Source organism: Mesorhizobium sp. CO1-1-8 (genome assembly GCF_020164875.1).
In the GTDB taxonomy this organism is placed as follows: Bacteria; Pseudomonadota; Alphaproteobacteria; order Rhizobiales; family Rhizobiaceae; genus Mesorhizobium.
This window is the reverse complement of the sequence record NZ_JAIUGZ010000008.1, coordinates 252,597-277,276: the sequence shown is the minus strand read 5'-3', so window position 1 is coordinate 277,276 and position 24,680 is coordinate 252,597. Positions and strand designations below refer to the sequence as shown.

Sequence of the window (24,680 nt, the reverse complement as noted above, 5' to 3'; positions counted from 1 at the left end):
GACGGACCCGCCCATTCGAGCCGGGTCCAGTTGAGGCTGATATGGTGCACAGGCCCCGAACCCTCAAGACGTCTGGACATCGGCAACCGCATAATATTGCACGGCCGCCCAAACGAAAACGGCGGAGATTTCTCTCCGCCGTTCAATGCCTTGAAATGCCGTTCGATCAGTTGTCGATATCGACGTTGACCGGTTGGGCGTTGCCGCTGTCGACGGGGGCCGCAGCCACCTCGCCGGCGTCGGCCACGGAACTGGCATTGTCACTACCGCCATCAACCTGATCGGCGTTGACGCGCGGGCGGCGCGGACGACGCGGACGACGGGCAGCCCCGCTTTCGGCGGCCGCCTCGTTGAGTTGGGCCTGAGCGGCAAGACCTGCCGGGGAAAGGTTCTCGAACAACGGAGCCGGTTCGGCCGGCGCTACAGATTCGGTCGGCGAGACGGCTTCGCCCTGAACCGGGGGCTCGTTGCTCTGGGGCTGACCACCCTGCTCCACAGGTGAACCAAAGTCGCGCTGGCCGTTCTGGCCATAACCGCCATTGGGGCGACGATCGCGATTGCGCCCGCCATTGTTGTCGCGGCCACCATTGTTGCGTCCGCCATTGTTATCGCGGCTCTCGCGGCCACCTTCCCGGTTGAGCGCGACCTCGGCTGGCATGCCTTCGATAACCGGCTGCGGGCCGGCGCCATGGTTGACCACCGGAACCTGAGCATCGGAAACAGTGGTGCTGTTGTTGCCGCTATTGTCGAAATCGTCGCGATCCTCGTCGCCGTCATCGTCGAAATCATCGCGATTCTGCTGCGCGTTCTGGATCGGCATCTGCGCCTGTGCGGCCGCAATGATGCGATTGTAATGCTCGGCGTGCTGAAGATAGTTCTCCGCCATGACCCGGTCGCCGGAGCTGTGAGAATCGCGGGCAAGGGTGGCGTATTTTTCGGCGATCTGCTGAGCCGAACCGCGGATTTTCACATCCGGGCCATTGCTCTCGTAGTTGCGCGTCAGGGGGTTTGGTCCCTTGCGGTTGTTGTTGTTATTGTTGTTATTGTTACCACCGCCGCCGCCATTGTTGTTGCGACCGCGCATGCGCCTGTTCTGCTGTTGTGGCCTCATCAAACTCTCTTCATTTTGAAATTTTCGAAAAACTCTTCACGAACGGAGGCGCTCATGCAGCCAGCCGTTTCGTCTCTTCACCGGCGTTCGCCCGCATCGATTGCGTTGGCGCCACGTGCCATCCTGTTCCGGTTACATCACTTGCCGGACGATTCCCGCACGAAGCTTGGGCATCGTTTGCGCAAGAAGGCAGCTATTTCCAAGGAAAACCGAATCGCTAAGAGCACTGCCTGCTTCGTCTCATCCGGTTAAGGCGACCCTAGCCGCATTCCCCGGCATTGCCAAGCGCTTTTTTGCACTGCGTCAAGGCTTTATCCTTTCAAAGACAATAACCCTGTCGTTTCCACCGAGGTCACGAAAAGCACCGCCCGGCACGTAGCCGGCTGCAACGAATATCTCGCAGACCTCGTTGCGTTGCGTATGGCCGATCTCGACCGCAATCCTGCCTTCAGTTTCCAAAAACCTTGCCGCCTCCGCGGCGATGGTTCTGTAGGGGTTCAGACCGTCCGCGCCGCCATCCAGGGCCAGGCGCGGGTCGAAATTGCGGACTTCGTCCTGCAGATTTCCAATGTCCTCGGTGGGTATATAGGGAGGGTTTGCGGCAATTACATGGTACCGGCCGGAAACTTTTTCGAACCAGTCCGACTGTAGCGCCGTGAACCGGCCTGCAAGGCCCAGTTGCCCGGCATTGCTGGCCGCGGTCGCCAGCGCACCCGCGGACAGATCGACGCCGGTAGCGTTAGCCGTCGGCACGACGCTGAGCAGCGCCAGCGCAATGGCGCCGGTGCCGGTGCCAAGATCGAGGATGCGGCACTCGCCTTCTCGCGCCGCAACTGCCTTGACGAAGGGCAATATCGCCTCGACCAGCGTTTCGGTATCCGGCCGCGGCTCCAGCGTTTCCGGCGACAGCGACAGGCGCAAACCGTAGAATTCACGATAGCCGAGGATGCGATGCACCGGTTCGCCGCCGGCGCGGCGTCTCAGGGCAGCATCGATTTCGGCAACAACGCCGGCGCCGAGCCTGCGTTCGGGGTCCGCAATGGCTTGCGTGCGGGTCGTGCCGGAAAAATGCTCGACGATCAGCCTCGCATCGAGCGCCTGATCATCGACAGTTGCGGCGGCAAGCCGAGCCTGTGCTTCCCGCAGCAACTGCCCCAGCGTCTCGGGCAGTTGATCAGCCATCGATGCCGATGTCGGCGAGCAACTTCGACTGGTGATCGGCGATCAGCGCGTTGATGATTTCGTCGAGTTCGCCCATCATCACCCGGTCGAGCTTGTAGAGCGTCAGGTTGATACGATGGTCGGTGACGCGGCCTTGCGGGAAATTATAGGTGCGGATGCGTTCCGAGCGGTCACCGGAACCGACCTGTGACTTGCGCGATTCGGAGCGCTCCTCGTCCGCCTTGCCGCGTTCCAGGTCATAGAGCCGGGCGCGCAGGATCTGCATCGCCTTGGCGCGGTTCTGGTGCTGCGACTTTTCCGCCTGCACCACCATGATGCCGGTCGGCAGATGGGTGATGCGGACAGCCGAATCGGTGGTGTTGACGTGCTGGCCACCCGAGCCCGAAGCGCGCATCGTGTCGATGCGGATGTCCTCGGCCCTGATGTCGATGTCGACCTCTTCGGCTTCGGGCAGCACCGCGACGGTTGCCGCCGACGTGTGGATACGTCCGCTCGCCTCGGTCGCCGGCACGCGCTGCACGCGGTGCACACCCGATTCGAATTTCAGATGCGCAAAGACACCCTTGCCGGACACCGTGGCGATGATTTCCTTGAAGCCGCCGGCATCGCCATCGCTGGCCGAGGCGGTCTCGAAACGCCAGCCGCGTTCGGCGGCGTAGCGCTCATACATGCGAAACAGGTCGCCGGCGAAAAGCGCCGCCTCGTCTCCGCCGGTGCCGGCGCGGATTTCGAGAATGGCGTTCTTGTCGTCGGCGGCATCCCTGGGCAACAGCAGGATCTGGATGTCCTTCTGCAGCGCCTCGATGCGGTCCTCGACCTCCGGCAGTTCTGCCTCGGCGAGCGCCCGCATCTCGGCATCGGTGCCCTTGTCGGCAAGCATGGCTTCCAGGTCGGCCTGCTCATGCTCGGCCAGACGCAGTGCCCTGACCTTGGCAACCATGTCCTGGATTTCGGCATATTCGGACGCCATGCGCACATAGGCATCCGGGGCCGGGCCGGCCGACATCTGCGCTTCGAGCATCTCGAAACGCTTGACGACTTGATCCATACGATCGCGGGGCAAATTGACCATGATGAGGCTGCTATAACGGGATCGAACGGTCGTCGGCAAAAGCCTGCAGCAGCGCCCGCATCGGCAAGCCTTGCGCCGGCGCCATCAGATTGTCGTCGAAGAACGCCTCCAACTCGTCCAGCGGCAGTTCCGTCAGCATCGCCTTGACCGGACCGATCGAGGCCGGCGACATCGAGATCGAACGGAAGCCGAGTCCGATCAGCGCCATCGCCGAAATCGGCTTGCCGGCGAGTTCGCCGCACAGCGTCACCGGCGTATGGTTGCGGATGCCGGCATCGGCGATCTGCTTGAGCACCCGCAGGAAGGGCGCCGACAGCGTGTCGAAGCGGTTGGCCAGTTGCGTGTTCCCGCGGTCGACGGCCATGACGAACTGGAACAAATCGTTCGAACCGACCGAGACGAAATCGACCGCCTTCATCAGTTCATCGAGTTGGAACAGGAGCGACGGCACTTCAAGCATCGCCCCCAGCTTCAGGCTGGTCGGCAAATGATGGGCAAAGCGCGAGAGATGCCGCACCTCGCGGTCGATGATCTCGCGTGCCTGGGCGATCTCGCCAAGCTCGGTCACCATCGGCAGCATCAGCTTCAATTCGCGGCCTCCGCTGGCCTTGAGCAAAGCGCGTATCTGGGTGCGCAGCAAGCCTGGCCGGTCCAGCGTCAGGCGGATCGCCCGCCAGCCAAGCGCCGGATTCTCTTCCTGGATCGCTCCCTTGAAATAGGGCAGCACCTTGTCGCCGCCAATATCGATGGTGCGGAAGGTGACCGGCTTGCCGCGCGCCGCTTCGAGCACGTCGCGATAAAGCTTTTCCTGGGCCTCCGCCCGGGGAAAGGTGGAAGCGACCATGAATTGCAATTCGGTGCGGAACAGGCCGATGCCGGCCGCGCCCGCTTCGGCAAGCTGCGGCAGGTCGACGGCAAGACCGGCATTCATCAACAGGTCGACCTGGACACCATCCCTGGTCGTCGACGGCTTCTTGCGCAGCTCGCGGTAGACCTCTTGCCGGCGCGCCCTGAACCGCACTTTTTCGGCATAAGCGGCCTCGAGGTCGGACTGCGGCCGCAAATGGATCACGCCCTCCTCGCCGTCGACGATGATGGCATCGCCGTTTTCCGCCATGGAAACAGCGCCCTTCATCTGGCCGGCGACGGGGATGCCCATGGCACGCGCGACGATGACGACGTGGCTGGTCGCCGCGCCATCCTCGAGCACCAGCCCACGCATCTTGTCGCGGGGATAATCGAGCAGTTCGGCAGCCCCCATCGAACGGGCGACGATGATGGCGTCCTTTGGCAGCGATGCCGCCACATCTTCCGGCCCGCGCCCCATCAGCTGGCGCAGCAGGCGGTTGGCGAGGTCGTCGAAATCGCTCATCCGCTCGCGCAGATAGGGATCGGTCATGTGCAGCATGCGGGCGCGCATGTCGCTCTGTACTTTTTCCACCGCGGCTTCGGCCGTCAGGCCGTTGCGGATGGCCTCTTCCAGCCGTCGCACCCAGCCGCGATCGTTGGCGAACATGCGATAGGCTTCCAGCACCTGGCGATGCTCGCCCTCGAAGGCGACGTCGCGGCGTTCCAGCATATCGTCGATGGACAGCCTGAGCGAGCTGAGTGAGGTCTCTAACCGGCGGACCTCTTCCTCGCTGTCTTCGTTAAACAGATTGGTGACGACGATGCGCGGCTCGTGCAGCACGACATGGCCAAGCCCGACGCCTTCATTGAAGGACAGGCCGGTGAAGCTGACAGGACGGCGCAGATCGAGTTCGAGACCGGGCCGGGTCAGCCGCGCCAGATCGCCGGTGGCGATCATCTCGGCGATCACCATCGCCGTGGTTTCCAGCGCCTCGACTTCGTCGTCGCGGTAGTGGCGCATGGTCTTGTTTTGCACCACCAGCACGCCCAGTGTGCGCCCTGCCCGCAGCACCGGCACGCCGAGGAACGAGTTGTAGATCTCTTCCCCGGTCTCCGGCAGATAGGCGAAGGCAGGGTGTTCCTGCGCATTGGACAGGTTGAGCGGCCGCGCGCTGGCGGCGATCGTGCCGACCAGGCCTTGGCCCAGCCGCAACTGCGCCAGGTGGACGGCGTTCGGGTTCAGACCTTCGGTGGCGTAGAGTTCGAGCACCGAATCGGCGCGCAGCACATAGAGCGAGCAGACTTCCGCGACCATGTTCGAGGCGATGTCGCGCACAATCCGGTCAAGCCGCTCCTGCGGCTCCAGCGGCTCCTGCATGAGCTCGCGGAGCCGTTTGAGCAAAACGCGCGGGCCACTGGCCTGATCACGCATCGCGGCTTGTTCTCCAATGGGCATTCTGCCCGCCGCAGTTTCCACCGCGACCGGCGCACACGCAACAACTCAAATCGTTCTCGCTACTGCTTATCCAGACCGTAGACGGAATGCAAAGTACGAACCGCAAGTTCCGTATATGGACCGTCGATCAGGATGGAAATCTTGATCTCCGAGGTCGTGATGGCGCGGATGTTGATCGATTTGTCGGCCAGCGCCTTGAAAGCAGTGGCGGCGACGCCGGCATGGCTCCTCATGCCGATGCCGATGACCGAGACCTTCGACATGCCGGCTTCCGACTGCACGACATCGTAGCCGATCGAGGCCTTGAGGCGTTCAAGCACGGCCAGCGCCTTGTCGACATCGCCCGACGGCACGGTGAAGGTCATGTCGGTGAACTTCCCGTCCTCGGAAATGTTCTGGACGATCATATCGACATTGATGTTGGCCTCGGCCAGCGGCCCGAAGATGCCGGCGGCCACGCCCGGCCGGTCGCCGACCCGGCGCAGCGAAATCTGCGCTTCATCCTTGGCGTAGGCAATTCCGGTGACGACCTGCTGTTCCACGATCTCTTCCTCGTCGCAAATGAGCGTTCCGGGCGGATTGAGCAAATCCCCCATTCCGGGCGCGTCGGGATCGTCGAAGGACGACCGCACGAAGGTACGCACCCTGTGCACCATGGCAAGCTCGACCGAACGCACCTGCAGAACCTTTGCGCCGAGCGAAGCCATCTCAAGCATTTCCTCGAACGAGATCTTGGCCAGCCGCCGCGCCTTGGGCTCGATGCGCGGATCGGTGGTGTAGACCCCGTCGACGTCGGTGTAGATGTCGCAGCGATCGGCCTTGACCGCCGCGGCGATGGCGACAGCACTGGTGTCGGAGCCGCCGCGGCCGAGCGTGGCGATACGATTGTCCGGGCCGATGCCCTGGAACCCTGCGATCACCGCCACCTGGCCCTCGCCGAAGCGCTTGATCAGGAACGCGCCGTCGATCTCGAGGATGCGTGCCGCTCCATGCGCATTGTCGGTTTTGATCGGGATCTGCCAGCCCTGCCAGGAGCGGGCATGCACGCCCATGTTCTGCAAGGTGATGGCCAGAAGGCCGGCCGTGACCTGCTCGCCGGAAGCGACGACCGCGTCATATTCGCGTGCGTCATGCATCGGCGAGGCCTCACGCGTCCAGCCGACCAGTTCATTGGTCTTGCCGGCCATCGCCGAAACGACCACCGCCACCTCATGGCCGGCGTCGACCTCGCGTTTGACGTGACGCGCCACGTTGCGGATGCGGGCGATGTCGGCGACCGAGGTTCCGCCGAATTTCATCACGATGCGCGCCATGGGAGCGAAATGCCTTTGCCTGAAGCCGAATCCCGGCCAAAAGCCGGAATCCCGAAAAGCGGAAGGCCGGCTGACGCCGGCCGCTGAATGCGCGGCCTCCTTAGCCAAATGATGAGGGTTTCGCAAGGCTGGCGGCCGATTGCCGGCTCCAGAAGCCGGCATATTGCCTTCCGCCCCGCCGCCGCCTACGAAATGCTGCCTACGGGGAATTCTTTTGGTTCGGCATAACAGATGATGATTGCTCGTCTTCGACGTGCCATGCGATGGCAATCGCTCCCGCTTGTCGCCGGCTTTGCCGTGCTGGCGCTGATTGTCGGCAGCCGGGCCATGCTGGTCGAGGAACAGCGGGCCAACCGCGCCGCCGCGCGCGAGGCAATCGAATATCAGCAATTGCTTTCGGGCCTGCTTTCCCTGGCGCAAGATGCCGAGAGCGGGCAGCGTGGCTACCTGCTGACCGGCGAGAAATCCTATCTCGATCCCTATCAGCGTGCTGTGGGCGCCATTCCGGGGCAACTTGCCCGCATCGACAGCTTGACTGCCCCCGACGACCAGCTCGTCCAGCAAATCAGCCATATCAAGGACGCGCTTTCGCAAAAGCAGGCTGAACTGGCCGAGACGATTGCCCTGTACGACCAGGGCAATGCGACGAATGCGCTGGATCTGGTTCGCAGCGGCCAGGGCAAGGCCGTCATGGAGGAAATCCGGACCAGCATGGATACGGTCCGACGCATCAGCGCCGCAGCCGTCGCCGCGCGCGACGCGCACACCGACGAGGTCGAGACCTGGCTACGCATCGGTTCGCTGGCGGCGCTGCTGGCGATCTTCCTGCTTGCCGGTTACGCGATCAGGGAATCGCGCCGCCGCTTCCGTGAGGTTGCCCTTGCCCAAGATGAGTTGGTGCGCAAGAACGTCGCCCTCGGCAAGGAGATCGAGACGCGCGAAAAGGCCGAATCCCAGATTCGCCAGATGCACAAGATGGAGGCTGTCGGCCAGCTTACAGGTGGCATCGCCCACGATTTCAACAACATGCTGGCGGTGATCATCAGCGCCATGAACCTCGCCCAGCGCAAGCTGGCGAGCGGCGAGCACGACATCGCACAATTCATCGATGCGGCGATCGATGCCGCGACCCGTGCCGCCAATCTGACGGCCCGGCTGCTCGCCTTCTCGCGCCAGCAGCCGTTGGCGCCGCAGATCGTCGACGCCAACCGTCTGCTGACCGGCATGTCCGACCTGATCCGGCGCGCGCTCGGCGAAACCATCCGCATCGAAACGGTGCTGGCGGGAGGCTTGTGGAAAACCCATGCCGACCCAAGCCAGATCGAGAACGCCGTTCTCAACCTGGCCGTCAACGCGCGCGACGCCATGGGCGACGATGGCAAACTGACCATCGAGACCGCCAACAGCCATCTCGATGAGAGCTACGCCGCCGCCCATGCCGAAGTCGCGGCCGGCCAATATGTGATGATCGCCGTCAGCGACACCGGTTCGGGCATGACCCCCGATGTCTTGGCCAAGGCCTTTGAACCCTTTTTCACCACCAAGCCGGTCAACAAGGGCACCGGCCTGGGATTGAGCCAGGTGTTCGGCTTCGTCAAACAGTCGGGCGGCCACGTCAATATCTATTCCGAACCCGGCGAAGGCACGACGATCAAGATCTACTTGCCGCGGTACTTCGGCGCCGAAGAGCCGGCCGTGCCCGCTGGGCGAGGCGACAACCCCGCCGCACCGGTCACCGAAACGATCCTTGTCGTCGAGGATGATGCCCGCGTCAGGGTCTCCACCACCGGGGCCATACGCGAACTCGGATACACCGTCATTGATGCCGCGAGCGGCGAGGAAGCGTTGCAGAAACTGGCGGAGAGCCCGAACGTCGCCCTTCTGTTCACCGACATCGTCATGCCCGTCATGAACGGCCGCAAGCTGGCGGAAGAGGCCGTTGCCCGCATGCCGCAACTGAAGGTGATCTTCACCACCGGCTTCACCAGGAACGCCGTGGTCCACAACGGCGTGCTCGACCACGACGTGCATTTCCTCGCCAAGCCCTTCACCATCGAGCAACTGGCGGCGAAACTGCGTGACGTGCTCGGCACGACGCAGGTCGCAGCGGATTGATCACAATCGCTTCAGTCTGACGCAGCCGCGCTTCTCCACAGGCCGGGATAATCGACAACGAAGCCGTGCGGCGAGACGTTGAGGGTCTCGTCATAGCCGAACACCGGCGCGGCATAGGCGTAGCGAACCGTGTCGAGACGCCGGTAGGTCTGATCGAGGCGAACCAGGCCCAGTTCAGGGAAAGTCAGGTAGGCGGCCGGGGCAGGCGTCGCCTCCCCGATGCCGAGGCCATACCGGCGGATCGCCAACAGGTTCGATGCCGGTGTGAAGCCAAGATCGACATCGACAAGGCGGTCGACGCCCTGCTGGATTTCGCCGTCCAGCGTCCACTGGCCGTCCGAATCGCGTTCGATCGCATAATGCAGCTTGCTGGTGCGGAGAAATCCGTCGATCCGCGCTGAACGCGTCCGCCAGCCGACATCGCAAATCACCTCGTAGCCAAGGCAGCACGGCTTGCCGTCCTGGATGAAGATGGCCTGTCCCTCGAGACTGTGCCCGACATTGGTCTGTGACAACAGACAGGCGTCGTGACCCTCCACGTCGAGGCGATGCCAAAGGATCGAAGCCGTCTCCTGTTTCATCATGGTTTCCCCCAATTCAAATCCTGTCTCCTTTTCGCCCGGCGGACCAATTGTGTTTCGATGCAGGTGCGTGACAGGTGACATGTCCTGACAGAGCCTGGTGCCTGGCAGGCAGAGGAAAATGCTGCCTTGACATTCGCGGCCTCACGCCCGACTTCCTAGCGCATGACCCCGAAATCGAAGTCGATTTCGGAAAGATCATGCGCAGAATCTAAAGTGCTACAGCGTCCTTTGTGCCTCCAGGAGGACGCGCGGCGCTGTAGTGTCGAGGAGACCAACCCATGCCAGAGCCCCGACGATCGACGATCGATGCCGGAGAAGTGGAACGCTTTTCCGCCCTTGCCGCCGAATGGTGGAACCCGAATGGCAAGTTCCGCCCCCTGCACAAATTCAATCCGGTCCGGCTGGCCTATATCCGCGACCAGATAGCCACGCGCTTCGGCCGTGACCCGCGCGCTGCAAGGCCTTTCGAAGGCCTGCGCATCCTCGACATCGGCTGCGGCGGCGGACTTCTGTGCGAGCCGATGGCGCGGCTTGGCGCCGAGGTTGTGGGCGCGGACGCCTCCGAAACCAACATCGAAGTGGCCAAGCTGCACGCTTCCGAGGGCAATGTCAGCGTCGACTATCGCGCCACGACGGCCGAGGATCTTGCCGACGCCGGCGAAAAATTCGACGTCATCCTCAACATGGAAGTGGTCGAGCATGTCGCCGACATCGACCTGTTCGTCGCCAAATGCGGTGAGATGGTCCGGCCTGGCGGCATCATGTTCGTCGCCACCATCAACCGCACGCTGAAGGCGCTGGGCTTAGCCATCATCGGCGCCGAATATGTGCTGCGCTGGCTACCGCGCGGCACCCACCAGTTCGGCAAGCTGGTGCGCCCGGAAGAACTCGAAAAGGCGCTTGGCGGTGCCGGCCTGACCATCATCGACCGCACCGGCGTCACCTACAATCCGCTTGCCGACCGCTGGGCGCGCTCGAAGGACATGGACGTCAACTACATGGTCCTGGCGGAAAAAGGCTCGGTCTGATCTTATTCAGAATTCAACGGCCTGTAGCCGCCGCGCCAGTAGATCAGCGCCTGGCCGGCATCGGACGTGCGCACGGCCTCGACCGAACCGATGACGATGGAATGCGTGCCGCGATCGATCATCTCGTCGAGGCTGCAGTCGAAGGCGGCCACCGCGTCCGAAAGCAATGAAGCTCCGGTCTTGAGCGTCATCCATTCGGCGCCCTCATAGCGGTCCTTGCCCTTGATGCCGCCGAAACCGGAGAACCGCTCGGCCACGCGCTGATGCTGGGGGCCAAGCGAGTTGACGCCGAAATGCCGGTAGCGTTCGATCACCGGCCAGGTCGACGACGACCGGTTGACACAGGCGATCACCTTGGGCGGTTCGGCCGACAGCGAGACGACCGAAATGACCACCAGGCCGGAGCGATCCTCGCCAGTGCCGGCGGTGATGACGCTGACATTGCCCACGATCAGCCGCATCGCGGCCCGAAAATCAGCTACACCGACAGCGGTCCCCTCGGATGTCTTCGGTTCGTTCATGGCTTGCTCCAGAGCACGATTCCAAAAAGGGAAAGGTCCTTGAAAAAGATCACGCTCAAACAAGAAGATAAAGCAGATCTGGATACAAATTCAGGTGAGATCGGTTACCAGGGCGCGAAGGTAATCCGATCCCCTGCGACCGCTCACGCCTTCTGGCTTTGTGCCTTGGTGGTGATGAACACGCCAGCGGTGATGATGAGCGCGCCTGCCCAGGTCAGCAACTGATAGTGCTCGCCGAGGAAGATGGTTCCGGCAAACAGGCCGACGGCCGCCGCCACATAACCGATCTGGCTGAGATAGACCGGACCGCCAACCGCCTGCAGCCTGAAGAAGAAGGCAAACATCGCCGACGCCGACGCGACCTGCGCGACGACGACCAGCGGCACGACGCCGAGCGGCACGAAAGCCTTGCCGCCGAACAAGAGGAGAATGCCGACAAGCAGCATCGCCGCCGACGCCAGATGGCTGCCGACGGCAAGCTCGATCGGGCCGGTGCCGTCCGGCCAGTCGACCGTGCGATAGATGTTGCCGGCGGCAAGGCTGACCGGGATGAGCAACCCCATCGCCACCCAGAACAAATCGGCCGGCTGGCCGGCCTCGCCGCGCGTCACCGCGACCATGACGGCGCCGACGAAGCCGACGGCGATGCCGACAATGCCCAGCATGTTGGGGCGCCGGACGCGCAGCAGGATCGAGAACACCAAAGTGATGACCGGCGACAGCGTGAACATAATGCCGGTGTAGCCGGCGCCCAGATGCGGGATGGCCGAGAACATCAGGAGATTCGGCACGGCGTAGGAAACCGCAGCGGTGACGAAGAAATAGCGCAATTTGTGCGCGGTAAGCCGGACCCGCTTGCCGCGAGCCAAAAGCACGCACAGCAAGACCCCGCCGGCGCCGAGCGAGATGACGAAGGCCCAGACCATGGCCGGCACGCCGGCAGCCGTGGCGAGCTTGCCGAACGGCAGCGTCAGGCCGAGCAGACCGCCGGTGACGACCAGCAGGCCGAGCGCCGAATCCCAGAGAAATTTCATGATCGAATCCCGTCGCGAGCGGCCCTTGGCCAGCATTGCATGTTGCGGTAAGATAATGGAAAGATTCTTAACGTCAAGATATATGATGGTGAGACAGTTGGATAGGGCAGCAAGAGCGATCGAACAATGGAAGCGGGAGCGGCCCGATCTGGATGTCTCGCCGATGGGCGTGCTCGGGCGGCTGAACGAAGCCTCCTCGCTGATCGCCCGCGAGCGGCTCGCGCCGTTGTTCGCCCGCTATGGATTGCAGCCGGGAGAGTTCGATGTGCTTGCGACGCTGCGCCGCTCGGGATCACCTTACGCGCTGACGCCAACCGCTCTCTACGAAGCGACGATGGTGACGTCGGGCGCCATGACCAACCGGCTCGACCGACTAGAAACGTCCGGGCTGATCTTGCGCGGGCCGCACCCCAACGATCGGCGCGGCATTGTGGTGCGGCTGACTGAAAAGGGGCTGGCTTTGATCGACGAGGCTGTTGGCGCCCACGTTGCCAACGAGCACGAGATTCTCGCGGGCCTGACGCCGGCGGAACAGGAGACGCTCGCGCGGCTGCTGGAAAAGCTGATAGAGAGCGTGAGCTAATTTCTGTTGCGATCTTTTGCGCCCCCTCTGTCCTTCCGGACAGAGGGGGCGCTGTCCCGCTGGCGTCGAAAGACTCAGTTGCGATCGTCCGGGAACACCGGGATCGGCATGAATTCGACGCCATCTTCGGCTAGGCTCTTGGCCTCGTCCAGCGTCGCCTCGCCATAGATGCCGCGCGGGTCGCTCTCGCCGAAATGGATTTTTCGCGCTTCCTCGGCGAACTTGTCGCCGACATAGTCGGCATTCTCGCGCACCTTCTCGGCCATCGCCTTCAACTGCGCCAGAGCCTGCTTCTGCGCCTCGCCCATGGCGAGCGCTATGGTTTCCTGCTTGCGCGCCGTGGAGACGGCCGGCGCCATCAGCGCTTTCTGCACCTTGTGCGAACCACAGCTCGGGCAATCGACAAAGCCGCGCTTCTTCTGGGTGTCGAAATCGTCGTTGCTGCGGAACCAGCCTTCGAATTCGTGCTCGTGCTCGCAGATCAGGGCAAAACGGATCAAGAGGCCGCACCCCTGAGCCGCGGCGCTACGCCCAAGCCGGCATTGACGGCGAAATCCCGCGCATTTCTGAGATTGGGGATCTTTTTGCGCGCGGCAAGCGACTGCGCCGGGTCGATCTCGGCGACGATCACCGCCGGCTCGTCATGCGCGGCTTCCGCGATGATACGGCCCCACGGATCGACGATCAGCGAATGACCGTAGGTCTCGCGGCCATCTTCATGCAAGCCGCCCTGCGCAGCGGCGACGACATAGGCCCCGTTCTCGATGGCGCGGGCCCTGAGCAGCACATGCCAGTGCGCCTCACCCGTCTGGCGGGTGAAGGCAGCAGGTACGGAAAGCAGGTCGGCGCCGGCCAGTGCCTCGGCGCGGAAGAGTTGCGGAAAGCGCAGATCGTAGCAAACGGCGAAGCCGAGCTTTGCACGCCCGATCTCGGTGACGACGGCCTCCGTGCCCGGTTCGTAAGCCGCGGATTCGCGCCAGCTCTCGCCATTGTCGAGATCGACGTCGAACATGTGGATCTTGTCGTAGGTGGCGAGCGTGGCACCGTCCGGCCCGAACAGCAGCGCCCGGTTGGCGAGCTTGCCGTCGGCGCGCAGGATGGCGGTCGAGCCGATATGCAGGAAGACGCCGAGTTCGCTCGCCAGCTTGCGCGCGGTCGAGACGATGATGTCCTTGTCCTCGGAGGTGAAGGAGGCGGCACGCGCTTCCTTGTCGCGAATCAGCGCGCCGGTCATTTCCGGCGTCTGGATATACGTCGCGCCCTGGCTTGCGGCTTCGCGCACCAGCCGTTCGAGATCGACCGCGTTGCGCTCGGGGCTCTCGCCTGAACGCATCTGGATCGCAGCGGCTTTGAAATCACCCATCGTCATTCCCTCAGTTCGTCGCGCCGTTGGCGAGCAGTTTGTCCAGCCGGCCGTCGGCCTCCAGCTCGTGGAGGTCGTCACAGCCGCCGACATGCGTATCGCCGATGAAAATCTGCGGAAAGGTCGAGCGACCGTGGGCGCGGGAAATCATCTCCTGGCGCAGTTCCGGCGAGAAGGAGGCATCGTGCTCGGTAAAGGTGACGCCCTTGCGCTCGAGCAGCCGCTTGGCTGCCGTGCAATAGCCGCACATCATGCGGGTGTAGATGGTGACATCGGCCATGACGAATTTCCGCTGTTCGTTGCCGACTTATATAGTCGCGGACTCGTCCGCCCGGAAGTCCCCCGGCAACACGCGGGCAAAGGTCAGCACGTCGACGGCGCCCGCACCTCCCCTTTTCAGCGCCTTGGTGGCGGAACGCACCGTGGCGCCGGTCGTGTAGACATCGTCGATCAAAAGCACCCTGCGGCCGGCGATCTCGATTTCCGCCTCGGCGGGTACCCGGAAGGCGGCCCGCACATTTTCCTCGCGCTCGCTGCGCTCCAGCCCGACCTGCTGGCGGGTGAGTTTCACGCGCTGCACCGCCGAGGGGGCGAAGGGCAATTGACTGAGCGCCGAGACCGCCCTTGCCAGTTCCGCCGACTGGTTGAACCGCCGCCTGAAAAAGCGCCGCCAGTGCAGCGGCACCGGCACCACCACATCCGCCTCGGCGATGAGATCGGCACCCGCACGCACCATCCAGCGCGCCATCCAAGGTGCCAGATCCGTGCGATCCTGGTATTTCAGCCCTTGCACCATCTGGCGGGCGACGCCGGTATAGGCGACCGCCGCCCGCGCCCGCTCGAAAGGCGGCGGATCGGCAATCGCCTCGGCCGACAGAAAGCCTTCGCCCATATGGTGGGTGAACGGCGTACCCATGACAGGGCACCATGGCCGCTCCAGCAGCCTGAGCTTCGGCCAGCAGGTGCCGCACAGCACGCCCGGCTGCGAGACGTGCCGGCGGCAACCGGCGCACACCGGCGGGAACAGCATACGCGCCGGCCAGCCGAGGGCTGACCGGGCGAAACGCTTGATCTCGCTGGGCTTGATCTTGGGCATCGGATCGGCCACGTGCTTGGTTCTCCGTGCCAGGTATACCAACTATATCAGGGCGTGGACAAACAAGGATCTGCCCGTTGCAGCCGATAATGGATACCTCTCTGTGGCTGGCGCACAAGCGGCGCGCGCTTGCCCATCCGATTGACGGCGCGGACTTCCTCATGCGCCGCACGGCCGAGGACCTTGCCGACCGGCTCGGCGCCGTCGAGCGCAGGTTCGTCAAGGCGGCCGCGCTGTTTTGCCAGACGCCGGCTGCAGCCGAAACGCTCGCCGAAAGCGGCAAGGTCGCCGACATTGTCCGCGTCGAGCCGGATACGGCTTTCCTGAGCGGTGGCGGCACCGGCCTGATCGCGCCACTGGAAACCGTCCCGTTCGAAGCGGAAAGCCTCGATCTGGCGGTGTCGCTCTTGTCGCTGCAGGCCATGAACGACATCCCAGGCATGCTGATCCAGATCCGCCGCGCGTTGCGGCCGGATGGGCTTTTCCTCGGCGCCTTTGCCGGCGCCGGTACGCTGTTCGAGTTGCGCGAAAGCCTGCTTGCGGCCGAGACCGAGCTTTACGGCGGCGCCAGCCCGCGTGTCGCCCCGTTCACCGACGTGCGCGATGCCGGTGCGCTGCTGCAGCGCGCCGGTCTCGCTCTGCCGGTCGCCGACGTCGAAACGGTGACGGTGCGCTATGCCAGCCTGTTTAACCTGATGGCGGATTTGCGGGCCATGGGCGAAACCAATGCGCTCACCGATCGCAGCCGGCGGCCGGGCTCGCGCAAGCTGTTTGCCCGTGCGGCGGAAATCTACGCCGAGCGGTTTTCCGATCCCGACGGGCGCGTGAGGGCAAGTTTCTCGATTGTCTGGATGTCCGGCTGGGCGCCCGACGCTTCGCAGCAAAAGCCGCTGAAGCCGGGGTCTGCCAAGGTTTCGCTGAAGGCAATCCTGGAGGCGCCCGACGGGCAATGACCCTGCCCGCAAGCGCGGAAAAGTGTGGATCAGGGAGTGGGTGCGAAAGCGTTCGCAAGCCTGCTGTTGTTGTCGCTGAACAGCCAGATGATCCCGTCGCGGACCTCACCGATGCCGCCGACGATGGCCAGCGACAGCACGGCGATGATCACGCCATATTCGACGGCCGTGGCGCCGGTCTCGTCGTTCAGAAAACCCTGCAGCACTGCTTTCATGGCCTCAACCCCTCTGTCCGGGACCTTACAGCCGACCTGTTAAGAAAGGTTAACGGCAAAGGCTTAACAGGCGGTGAAACCGCCGCCTTTCCGAAATCTCTTAACCATGTCAGCAGTCGCCGCTGCTCCTGCCATTGGACCTGATGATGCAGACCGAGCTCGGTTGCGGCTGCAGCACGCTGCGGCGCAGCGTGTAGGTTTCGCGATGGCCGATCGAGCCTGTCGCCGCCATGTCGAGCCCGCCGAAACCATCACGGGCCGACAGCGAGCGTGTCTGGCTGTCGAGGAAAGGGGTTGCGATCAGCGCAAGCGCCACCGCGGCCGAACCGAACAGAAGCGTGATGCGCAATATGCCCATGCCCGCATCGGCGGCGCGAAAGCCGCGCTCGGGCCGGATCGAGTCCCAATCCCTGTCTAGGCTCATGCTATCGCTCCCGGCAAATCGACGGCTCGGCCGCGAACGGCCATGCTTCAATTTTTCACGACGAGATAAATCTTCCATTAACGCTGGCTGCTACAACGCCTCGGCCAGGAACCGGCCGGACGGGAGCCTCAGAGAAGATCGATGAGGAACGGGATCAGCGGCGCATCGGCCGGCGGCATCGGATAGTCGCGCATCTGCTTCGGCCGCACCCATTTCAGTGTCTGCCCTTCCCTGGGCTGCGCGATACCGCGAAAGCGGCGGCAGATGAACAGCGGCATCAGCAGGTGGAAATCGTCGTAGGAATGACTGGCGAAAGTGAGCGGCGCCAGGCACGGGATGTCGGTTTCGAGGCCGATTTCCTCATGCAGTTCGCGAATGATGCATTGTTCGGGAGTCTCGCCCGGCTCGACCTTGCCGCCGGGAAATTCCCACAGCCCGGCAAGTTGCTTGCCCTGGGGCCGCTGCGCCAAAAGCACCCGGCCGTCGGCATCGACCAGCGCGCAGGCGGCGACCAGCAGCAGTCGCTTGCCGGCGGTCACGACGTCATTCATGACCCGGCGGCCGGCGGTAGTGGTAGCGATAGACTTCCTCGAAGCCGAGCGAATGGTAGAGCGCCAGCGCCGGCACATTGTTGGCCTCGACCTGCAGCCAGGCCTCCCGCGCACCCCGCAGCCGTGCCCATTTCAGTGCAGACAGGATCAGGTTGCGGCCGTGACCCTTGTTGCGTGCCGACTTGTCGGTGGCGACCTCGAACAGGCCGGCGAGATCGCCGTCATGCACGCAGATCAGCGTCGCCAGCGCTTCGGCTCCATCTTCGAGCGCGAACAGCCCGGCTTCGGGCTGGATGGCGCCGATGATTTCCGACAGGCCGGGCCGCAGCGAAACATCCGAACCGCTGACCTTGAGCGACGCGCCGATGAAGCGGCTGATGTCCTTGAGCGGAATCTGATCCATGGCACCGTCGAGTTGCGCGTCGGCCAGCGGCAGCCGCATGACCAGCGATTCGTCGAACCGGCTCCAGCCCTCGCGGTCGAGATGGCCGGCGAGATCGGGACCCGACAGCGGCGACATGCGGAACGTCAGCGGCCTGCCATAGGCATCGAAACGGCGGCTGGCCCGGCCGATACGGTCGGCAATGTGCTGGGTGTCGCCGGGATCGAGCGGATTGACCGAGTTCAGCCGCTTGGCCGGATGGCCGGCGGTCAGCCGCACCACCCAGGTGCCGTCATAGTGGACGGCGGCCGCCGGCCAGGCGCGAAAGCCGGCCGCCTCGTAGCGGCGTACGATCGCCAGCATGCTTGCCGGATGCCTGGAACTCAAAACCATCAGCTCCGATAATCGCCATTGATGGCGACATAGTCCTTGGTGAGATCGCAGGTCCACACCGTCGCCTTGCCGCGGCCGATGCCGATATCGGCGCGGATGCGGATGTCGTCGCGCTTCATGTAGGCCGACGTCGCGGCCTCGGAATAGCCGGGGTCGCGCTCGCCTTCGTGCGCCAGCCTGTTGTCGCCGAACCAGATCGACAGCCGGTCGCGATCGGCGGGTTCGCCGGCCTTGCCGACGGCCATGACGACGCGGCCCCAATTGGCGTCCTCGCCGGCGACCGCCGTCTTGACCAGCGGCGAATTGGCGATCGACAGCGCGATGCGCTTGGCCGAGCGCGCCGATTTGGCGCCGGTGACGGTGACTTCGACCTGCTTGCGAGCGCCTTCGCCGTCGCGCACCACCTGCAGCGCCAGCGATTTCAGCACCTTGCCGAGCCCCCTGCGGAACGCGCCGAGACGCGCATCCTTGGCGTCGGTTATCTCAGGCGCGCCGCGCCTGGCGGCCTTGCCGGTGGCGAAGATCAGCAGCGTGTCGCTGGTCGAGGTGTCGCTGTCGACGGTGACCGCGTTGAAAGTCCTGGCCGTGCCGCGCGACAACAGATCCTGCAGGACAGGGGCGGCGATCGGCGCGTCGGTGGCGATGAAGGAGAGCATCGTCGCCATGTCGGGCGCGATCATGCCGGCGCCCTTGGAAATGCCGTTGATGGTGACATCGGTGTCGCCGAGCTTGACGGTAGCGGTCGCCACTTTCGGATAGGTATCCGTGGTCATGATCGCCTTTGCCGCTTCGGTCCACAGCTCAGGCTTGCCGTTGCTGACCAGCCCCGCGAGCAGATGGCTGAATTTGCTGGTGTCGAGCGGCTCGCCGATGACGCCGGTCGAGGCCAGGAAAACCTCCGCTGCCGTGCAGCCGGCCGCCTTCGCCGCCGCCTCGCCGGTCAGCGCGGTCGACTCGCGGCCTTTCTTGCCGGTGAAGGCATTGGCGTTGCCGGAATTGACGACCAGCACCCGCGCCTTGCCCGCGCCGAGATTCTGCCGGCAGAAATCGACCGGCGCCGAGGGGCATTTTGATTTCGTGAACACGCCGGCGACCGCGGTGCCTTCATCGAAGATCATGGTCAAAAGATCGGTGCGGTTCTTGTACTTTATCCCGGCTTCGGCGGTGGCGATGCGCACCCCCTCGATTTCTGGCATTCTCGGGTATTTCTTCGGCGCAAGCGGCGAAATCGTCGTGGACATGGAGGCCTCGGGCGGGAAAATCGCAAGGGAAGGCCGGTTTGCCCGATAGACCGCGCGGGCGCAAGGGCGTTTTCGTCGCTCTTGTCCGGGAGTTCGAACTCGCCCGGGGCTAGGCCTGCATCTCAAATCCGTTGGCGTGTGCCGAAGGACAAGTCGGCGGCACGCCTGACCGGCAAGGCGCGCGTCACGCTTGGGCTGATCAAGGCCGACGGCGGCTGGCGTATCGAATCCGAGACATCGCAAGCCATGCAGTAGACATCGCCCGACCGCCGGTCCGGCGGTGTCAGCCAGTTCGTGCCGGCCGCGCTTCTATCGATAGGAATTTATTCTTGATACGTGAGGGCAGCTATGCTACCTTTTCGTCCATGGTGCTGATTTGCGCCAGTGAGCCGCCGCCCCGGCGGATTTTTGCATTGGGGCCTTCGCCACCAACACGCCGGTAAGGTTCCAGAAAAACAACTTGACCCTGCCCCGACCATGCCAGCCTCCAGCAGCTTGAAAACGCGCCGTTTCGTTTGAGCGTCGGGTCACCTATATTGCCGGCGATAGTGTGGGCGAGGACGACAGAAATGGCCGAGGACGCCGATCCGGCGCGCAGATCGATCGGTGCGCGGCGCAACCCCGACAGCGCCGATGCCATTCTCCAAGCCGCCGAGGCCGTGCTGGTCGAGGCCGGTTATGCCGGTTTCTCGATCGAGGCGGTGGCCCGGCGGGCCCGCGCCGGCAAACCCACCATCTATCGCTGGTGGCCGAGCAAGGCGGCGTTGCTGCTTGAGGTCTATCAGCGCCAGAAGCGCGTCGATGTTCCCGATACCGGGCGGCTGGAGGAGGATCTCGTCGGTTTCCTGAAGAACCTGTTCACCCACTGGCGCGAGACATCGTCGGGAAGCGTGTTCCGGTCGCTGATCGCCGAGGCGCAGTCGGACGAGGCCGCTGCCGCGGCCCTTGCCGACTACTCACTGGGCCGACGATCCCATACCGGCCAGATCATCGAACGCGCCAAGGCAAGGGGCGAAATCCCGGCCGGCGTCGATTCAGCTGTTGTCGCCGACCTGATCGCCTCCTTCGCCTGGAGATATCTGTTGACCAACCGCCTCGACGAGGACGAGGTGACCATCGGCAAGGCGGTCAACTACGTGATGCGAGGCATAGCGGCGCCCGCCCCCTAAAAATACGGCAATGAAAAAGGGCGCGGCAACCCCTGGCTGCCGCGCCCTTTTCAAAAAGTTATCAGTCTTACTTGGCGCTTTCCAGCGTATCGACCGTCTTCTTCAGGTTCGCGTCGGGGATCTCGATCTTGGCGCCGGCGCGCAGCGACTTGACCAGCGCGAAATATTTGTCGCGGATGACCGCCTGCTTGGCCTGGTCCTTGACGTCGTCGAAGGCTGGCGGCTGCTTGGTGCGCTTGTCCTCGAGCTTGATGACATGCCAGCCGAACTGCGTTTGCACCGGCTGCTCGGTGTATTTGCCGACCTCGAGCGCGGAGGCCGCCTTGTCGAACTCCGGCACCATCTGGCCAGGTCCGAACCAGCCGAGATCGCCGCCGCTGGTCTTGCCTGACGGATCGCTGGTGTGCTCGTTGGCGAGCTTCTGGAAGTCGGCGCCGCCGTCGAGCTGCTTGATGATGGCCTCGGCCTCTTCCTTGGTCTTCACGAGGATGTGACGGGCATGCAGCTCGTTGGTGGGCGGCGTGTTGGCGATTTCCTGGTCGTAGCGGGCGCGGACCTCGGCGTCGGTGACCTTGTCGACGACACCCTTCTCGACCATCTCGCCATGCAGCGCGCGCTGCTGCAGAAAAGCCATGCGGCGCTGGAAGTCGGGATCCTTGTCGAGCCCGGTGGTGACCGCCTGGGCGGCCATGACGCGGATCTCGATGGCAGCCGAAAGGGCTGCGGCACGGCGCTGCTCGGGCGGCAATTGCGCGAACTGCTGCGACAATTCCCCTTCGGCAAGCACCAGATCTGCTTCGGTCAGGGGCTGGCCGTTGACCGTGGCGATAACCTTATTCGGATCGACCGGTGCCGCGGCCGGCGCTGCTGCATCCGCCGGAGCGGGAGCGGTTTGCTGCGCCATCAGCGGCGAGAGCGAAAGGGCCGACAGGCCGACGGCCAGGCCAAGGCTGGCGAGCGACGCACGGCGGAACAACAGGGACATAGGGTGACTCCGGTGGGGATTGTTAAGAGGGGTGCTTCCAGATCGGCCAGATTGTGGCGGAATTTGGCGCAGCCAGCAGGGCCGGCGCGGCGTTGACATCAGTTGAGCCCCCTCTTATCTGTCCAACGTCTTTGCGTCCAGAACCGTTTTCCGGACGCTTTTTGTGTTTGTCCACGTTCACGTGGAATTGATGGGGCCGGCCGGCGCTCATCTCAAGATTGAGAATTCTATCGAAAGGACCATTGGATGGTCAGTCTCGGCGGTCTCGCCCGTAAGGTTTTCGGTTCCTCCAACGACCGTCGGGTCAAATCGACCCGGCCTCGTGTCGAGGCGATCAACGCCATGGAAAACGAGATGCGGGCGCTTTCCGACGAGGAGTTGGTCGGCCGCACCGCGAAATTCCGCCAGGACATCGCCAACGGCGCCACGCTCGACGACCTGCTGGTGCCGGCCTTCGCCACCGCCCGCGAGGCGGCGCGCCGCGTGCTCGGCATGCGCCCCTTCGATGTCCAGCTGATCGGCGGCATGGTGCTGCACAATGGCGGCATTGCCGAGATGCGCACCGGCGAAGGCAAGACCCTGGTCGCGACGCTGCCGGTCTACCTCAACGCCCTCGCCGGCAAGGGCGTCCACGTCGTCACCGTCAACGACTACCTGGCCACCCGCGACTCCGAATGGATGGGCCGCGTCTACAAATTCCTCGGCCTCTCGGTCGGCGTCATCGTCCACGGCCTGTCCGACGAGGAGCGCAGCGCCGCCTACGCCGCCGATGTCACCTACGCCACCAACAACGAGCTCGGCTTCGACTATCTCAGAGACAACATGAAATACGAGCGCGCCCAGATGGTGCAGCGCGGTCACAATTACGCGATCGTCGACGAAGTCGATTCCATCCTGGTCGACGAGGCGCGCACGCCGCTGATCATTTCCGGTCCGCTCGAGGACCGTTCGGAAATGTACAACACCATCGACACCTTCATCATCCAGCTGCAGCCGCAGGATTATGAGATCGACGAGAAGCAGAAGACCTCGATCTTCACCGAGGAAGGCACCGAGAAGCTCGAGAACCTTCTGCGCGACGCCGGCCTGCTCAAGGGCGAGTCGCTCTACGACGTCGAGAACGTCGCCATCGTCCACCACGTCAACAACGCGCTGAAGGCGCACCGGCTGTTCCAGAAGGACAAGGACTATATCGTGCGCAACGGCGAGATCGTCATCATCGACGAGTTCACCGGCCGCATGATGCCGGGCCGCCGCTATTCGGAAGGCCTGCACCAGGCGCTCGAAGCCAAGGAGCATGTGGCAATCCAGCCGGAGAACCAGACGCTGGCCTCCGTCACCTTCCAGAACTATTTCCGCCTCTACAAGAAGCTCTCCGGCATGACCGGCACGGCGCTGACCGAGGCCGAGGAATTCGGCAACATCTACGGCCTCGAAGTCACCGAGATCCCGACCAATCTGCCGGTCGTGCGCATCGACGAGGACGACGAGGTCTATCGGACGGTCGAGGAGAAATACAAGGCGATCGTAAGGGAGATCCGCGAAGCCAGCGCCAAGGGCCAGCCGACGCTGGTCGGCACCACTTCCATCGAAAAGTCCGAGCAGCTGGCCGAGCGCCTGCGCAAGGAAGGCTTCACCGATTTCGAAGTGCTGAACGCCCGCCATCACGAGCGCGAGGCGGCGATCGTCGCCCAGGCCGGCAAGCCAGGCGCCATCACCATCGCCACCAACATGGCCGGCCGCGGCACCGACATCAAGCTCGGCGGCAATGCCGAGATGCGTATCGAAGATGAGTTGGGCGACATGCCGGCCGGACCCGAGCGCGAGGCGCGGGAAAAGGAAATTATTGCCGACATCGAGCGGCTGAAGGAAAAGGCGCTGGCCGCCGGCGGCCTCTACGTGCTGGCCACCGAGCGCCACGAATCGCGCCGCATCGATAATCAGCTGCGCGGCCGCTCCGGCCGTCAGGGCGACCCAGGCCGCTCGAAGTTCTTCCTGTCGCTGCAGGACGATCTGATGCGCATCTTCGGCTCCGAGCGCATGGACGGCATGCTGCAGAAGCTCGGCCTCAAGGAAGACGAGGCGATCATCCATCCGTGGATCAACAAGGCGCTGGAAAAGGCGCAGAAGAAGGTCGAGGCACGTAACTTCGACATCCGCAAGAACCTTTTGAAATATGACGACGTCTCCAACGACCAGCGCAAGGTGGTGTTCGAGCAGCGCATCGAACTGATGGACGGCGAAGGCCTCTCCGAAACGATCGCCGAGATGCGCGAAGGCGTCATCGACGAGATCGTCGCCAAGGCCATTCCCGAAAACGCCTATGCCGAGCAGTGGAACGTTGCCGGGCTGAAGGCCGAGATCGCCGAGTTCCTGAACCTCGACCTGCCGGTCGAGGACTGGGCCAAGGAAGAGGGCATCGCCGAGGACGACATCCGCGAGCGCATCGCGCAGGCCGCCGAAGCCGCGGCACAAGAGCGCGCCGAGCGTTTTGGCCCTGAGGTGATGAATTACGTCGAACGCTCGGTTGTGCTGCAGACGCTCGACCATCTGTGGCGCGAGCACATCGTCAATCTCGACCATCTGCGTTCGGTCGTCGGCTTCCGCGGCTACGCCCAGCGCGATCCGCTGCAGGAGTACAAGGGCGAAGCTTTCGAGCTGTTCCAGGCCATGCTGGGCAATCTGCGCCAGGCCGTCACCGCGCAGCTGATGCGTGTCGAACTGGTCCGCCAGGCCGCCGAAGCGCCGCCTCCGGAAGCCCCCGACATGTTCGGCACCCATATCGACGGCACCACCGGCGAGAACGATTTCGAAGGCGGCGAGACCGCCCTCCTGGTCCGCCCGGAGGTCACCGCCGTCGTCGCCCCCGAGGACCGCGACCCCAACAACGAGGCCACCTGGGGCAAGGTCGGCCGCAACGAAGCCTGCCCCTGCGGCTCCGGCAAGAAATACAAGCACTGCCATGGCGCGTTCGCGTAAGACCCGCGCTTTTTTTTCGGAGAAGGTGCCCGAAGGGTGGATGAGGGGCAGCTCCCACGTTTGCAATTAGCCAATCTCCCC

24 protein-coding genes are annotated in these 24,680 nt (G+C 63.8%); 6 read left to right on the top strand and 18 right to left on the bottom strand.

Annotation, left to right across the window (positions count from 1 at the left end; genetic code table 11):
• Positions 1-166: 166 nt before the first annotated feature.
• The 5 genes from LB558_RS18475 to LB558_RS18455 form a co-directional block, all read right to left on the bottom strand.
• A complete protein-coding gene (locus LB558_RS18475; RefSeq protein ID WP_224698870.1) occupies positions 167-1,111 on the bottom strand; it encodes a DUF4167 domain-containing protein in 945 nt (314 codons plus the stop codon).
• 303 nt (positions 1,112-1,414) lie between these two features.
• Positions 1,415-2,293: a peptide chain release factor N(5)-glutamine methyltransferase gene (prmC, locus tag LB558_RS18470; protein ID WP_224698869.1), complete on the bottom strand. Its 879-nt coding sequence runs from the start codon at positions 2,291-2,293 to the stop codon at positions 1,415-1,417.
• Entirely contained in the window at positions 2,286-3,365 is a 1,080-nt protein-coding gene (gene prfA / locus LB558_RS18465; protein ID WP_224698868.1) for a peptide chain release factor 1, read from the bottom strand. The genes prmC and prfA overlap by 8 nt, the downstream gene beginning before the upstream one ends.
• Before the next feature lie 10 nt (positions 3,366-3,375).
• Positions 3,376-5,646, bottom strand: a complete 2,271-nt coding sequence (gene ptsP / locus LB558_RS18460) for a phosphoenolpyruvate--protein phosphotransferase (RefSeq protein WP_224698867.1) — start codon at positions 5,644-5,646, stop codon at positions 3,376-3,378.
• Between the two features lie 83 nt (positions 5,647-5,729).
• Positions 5,730-6,983, bottom strand: coding sequence for an aspartate kinase (locus LB558_RS18455; protein ID WP_224698866.1), 1,254 nt, complete (start codon positions 6,981-6,983; stop codon positions 5,730-5,732).
• Between the two features lie 258 nt (positions 6,984-7,241).
• Here LB558_RS18455 and LB558_RS18450 point away from each other — a divergent pair, with 258 nt between their 5' ends.
• On the top strand, positions 7,242-9,098 hold the full coding sequence (locus LB558_RS18450; RefSeq protein WP_224698865.1) for a CHASE3 domain-containing protein: 1,857 nt from the start codon (positions 7,242-7,244) through the stop codon (positions 9,096-9,098).
• A gap of 11 nt (positions 9,099-9,109) precedes the next feature.
• On the opposite strand, the gene LB558_RS18445 is transcribed toward LB558_RS18450, so the two are convergent.
• Positions 9,110-9,679, bottom strand: a complete 570-nt coding sequence (locus LB558_RS18445) for a putative glycolipid-binding domain-containing protein (protein ID WP_224698864.1) — start codon at positions 9,677-9,679, stop codon at positions 9,110-9,112.
• 281 nt (positions 9,680-9,960) lie between these two features.
• On the opposite strand from LB558_RS18445, the gene ubiG reads away from it, so the two are divergent.
• Complete coding sequence (gene ubiG / locus LB558_RS18440; RefSeq protein WP_224698863.1) at positions 9,961-10,710, top strand: bifunctional 2-polyprenyl-6-hydroxyphenol methylase/3-demethylubiquinol 3-O-methyltransferase UbiG; 750 nt, start codon at positions 9,961-9,963, stop codon at positions 10,708-10,710.
• 2 nt (positions 10,711-10,712) lie between these two features.
• Here the strand turns inward: ubiG and LB558_RS18435 are convergent, their stop codons facing one another.
• Entirely contained in the window at positions 10,713-11,231 is a 519-nt protein-coding gene (locus LB558_RS18435) for a flavin reductase family protein (protein ID WP_224698862.1), read from the bottom strand.
• Between the two features lie 143 nt (positions 11,232-11,374).
• Positions 11,375-12,265: a DMT family transporter gene (locus tag LB558_RS18430; RefSeq protein WP_224698861.1), complete on the bottom strand. Its 891-nt coding sequence runs from the start codon at positions 12,263-12,265 to the stop codon at positions 11,375-11,377.
• Positions 12,266-12,362: 97 nt separating this feature from the next.
• Between LB558_RS18430 and LB558_RS18425 the strand changes: the two genes are divergently transcribed.
• Complete coding sequence (locus LB558_RS18425; protein ID WP_318011651.1) at positions 12,363-12,848, top strand: MarR family transcriptional regulator; 486 nt, start codon at positions 12,363-12,365, stop codon at positions 12,846-12,848.
• Positions 12,849-12,922: 74 nt separating this feature from the next.
• Here LB558_RS18425 and LB558_RS18420 read toward each other — a convergent pair whose 3' ends face one another.
• Genes LB558_RS18420 through LB558_RS18405 form a run of 4 tightly spaced genes read right to left on the bottom strand, consistent with a single transcriptional unit; the run spans position 12,923 to position 15,319 of the window.
• Positions 12,923-13,348 carry a DUF1178 family protein gene (locus LB558_RS18420; RefSeq protein WP_027038171.1) on the bottom strand — a complete coding sequence of 142 codons (426 nt, stop codon included), beginning with the start codon at positions 13,346-13,348 and terminating at the stop codon, positions 12,923-12,925.
• Complete coding sequence (locus LB558_RS18415; protein WP_224698859.1) at positions 13,345-14,211, bottom strand: carbon-nitrogen hydrolase family protein; 867 nt, start codon at positions 14,209-14,211, stop codon at positions 13,345-13,347. Before LB558_RS18415 ends, LB558_RS18420 begins: the two co-directional genes overlap by 4 nt.
• 10 nt (positions 14,212-14,221) lie before the next feature.
• On the bottom strand, positions 14,222-14,491 hold the full coding sequence (gene grxC / locus LB558_RS18410) for a glutaredoxin 3 (protein ID WP_224698858.1): 270 nt from the start codon (positions 14,489-14,491) through the stop codon (positions 14,222-14,224).
• Positions 14,492-14,518: 27 nt separating this feature from the next.
• The gene (locus LB558_RS18405; RefSeq protein WP_224698857.1) at positions 14,519-15,319 is read right to left on the bottom strand and encodes a ComF family protein; all 801 of its coding nucleotides are present in this window, start codon (positions 15,317-15,319) and stop codon (positions 14,519-14,521) included.
• Between the two features lie 65 nt (positions 15,320-15,384).
• Between LB558_RS18405 and LB558_RS18400 the strand changes: the two genes are divergently transcribed.
• A complete protein-coding gene (locus LB558_RS18400; RefSeq protein WP_224698856.1) occupies positions 15,385-16,260 on the top strand; it encodes a methyltransferase domain-containing protein in 876 nt (291 codons plus the stop codon).
• Positions 16,261-16,289: 29 nt separating this feature from the next.
• Here the strand turns inward: LB558_RS18400 and LB558_RS18395 are convergent, their stop codons facing one another.
• From LB558_RS18395 to argJ, 5 genes are all read right to left on the bottom strand, one after another.
• Positions 16,290-16,475: a Flp family type IVb pilin gene (locus LB558_RS18395; protein WP_224698855.1), complete on the bottom strand. Its 186-nt coding sequence runs from the start codon at positions 16,473-16,475 to the stop codon at positions 16,290-16,292.
• Between the two features lie 109 nt (positions 16,476-16,584).
• Positions 16,585-16,899, bottom strand: a complete 315-nt coding sequence (locus LB558_RS18390; RefSeq protein ID WP_013529445.1) for a hypothetical protein — start codon at positions 16,897-16,899, stop codon at positions 16,585-16,587.
• A 128-nt stretch (positions 16,900-17,027) separates the two neighbouring features.
• Positions 17,028-17,450, bottom strand: coding sequence for a (deoxy)nucleoside triphosphate pyrophosphohydrolase (locus tag LB558_RS18385; protein ID WP_224698854.1), 423 nt, complete (start codon positions 17,448-17,450; stop codon positions 17,028-17,030).
• Positions 17,443-18,195 carry a GNAT family N-acetyltransferase gene (locus LB558_RS18380; RefSeq protein ID WP_224698886.1) on the bottom strand — a complete coding sequence of 251 codons (753 nt, stop codon included), beginning with the start codon at positions 18,193-18,195 and terminating at the stop codon, positions 17,443-17,445. The genes LB558_RS18385 and LB558_RS18380 overlap by 8 nt, the downstream gene beginning before the upstream one ends.
• A 29-nt stretch (positions 18,196-18,224) precedes the next feature.
• Positions 18,225-19,466 carry a bifunctional glutamate N-acetyltransferase/amino-acid acetyltransferase ArgJ gene (argJ, locus tag LB558_RS18375; protein WP_224698853.1) on the bottom strand — a complete coding sequence of 414 codons (1,242 nt, stop codon included), beginning with the start codon at positions 19,464-19,466 and terminating at the stop codon, positions 18,225-18,227.
• 569 nt (positions 19,467-20,035) lie between these two features.
• On the opposite strand from argJ, the gene LB558_RS18370 reads away from it, so the two are divergent.
• Positions 20,036-20,635: a TetR/AcrR family transcriptional regulator gene (locus tag LB558_RS18370; RefSeq protein WP_224698852.1), complete on the top strand. Its 600-nt coding sequence runs from the start codon at positions 20,036-20,038 to the stop codon at positions 20,633-20,635.
• Positions 20,636-20,702: 67 nt separating this feature from the next.
• Here the strand turns inward: LB558_RS18370 and LB558_RS18365 are convergent, their stop codons facing one another.
• A complete protein-coding gene (locus tag LB558_RS18365) occupies positions 20,703-21,620 on the bottom strand; it encodes a peptidylprolyl isomerase (RefSeq protein WP_224698851.1) in 918 nt (305 codons plus the stop codon).
• A 246-nt stretch (positions 21,621-21,866) separates the two neighbouring features.
• Here LB558_RS18365 and secA point away from each other — a divergent pair, with 246 nt between their 5' ends.
• Positions 21,867-24,599 carry a preprotein translocase subunit SecA gene (secA, locus tag LB558_RS18360; protein WP_224698850.1) on the top strand — a complete coding sequence of 911 codons (2,733 nt, stop codon included), beginning with the start codon at positions 21,867-21,869 and terminating at the stop codon, positions 24,597-24,599.
• The last annotated feature ends 81 nt before the right edge of the window (positions 24,600-24,680 follow it).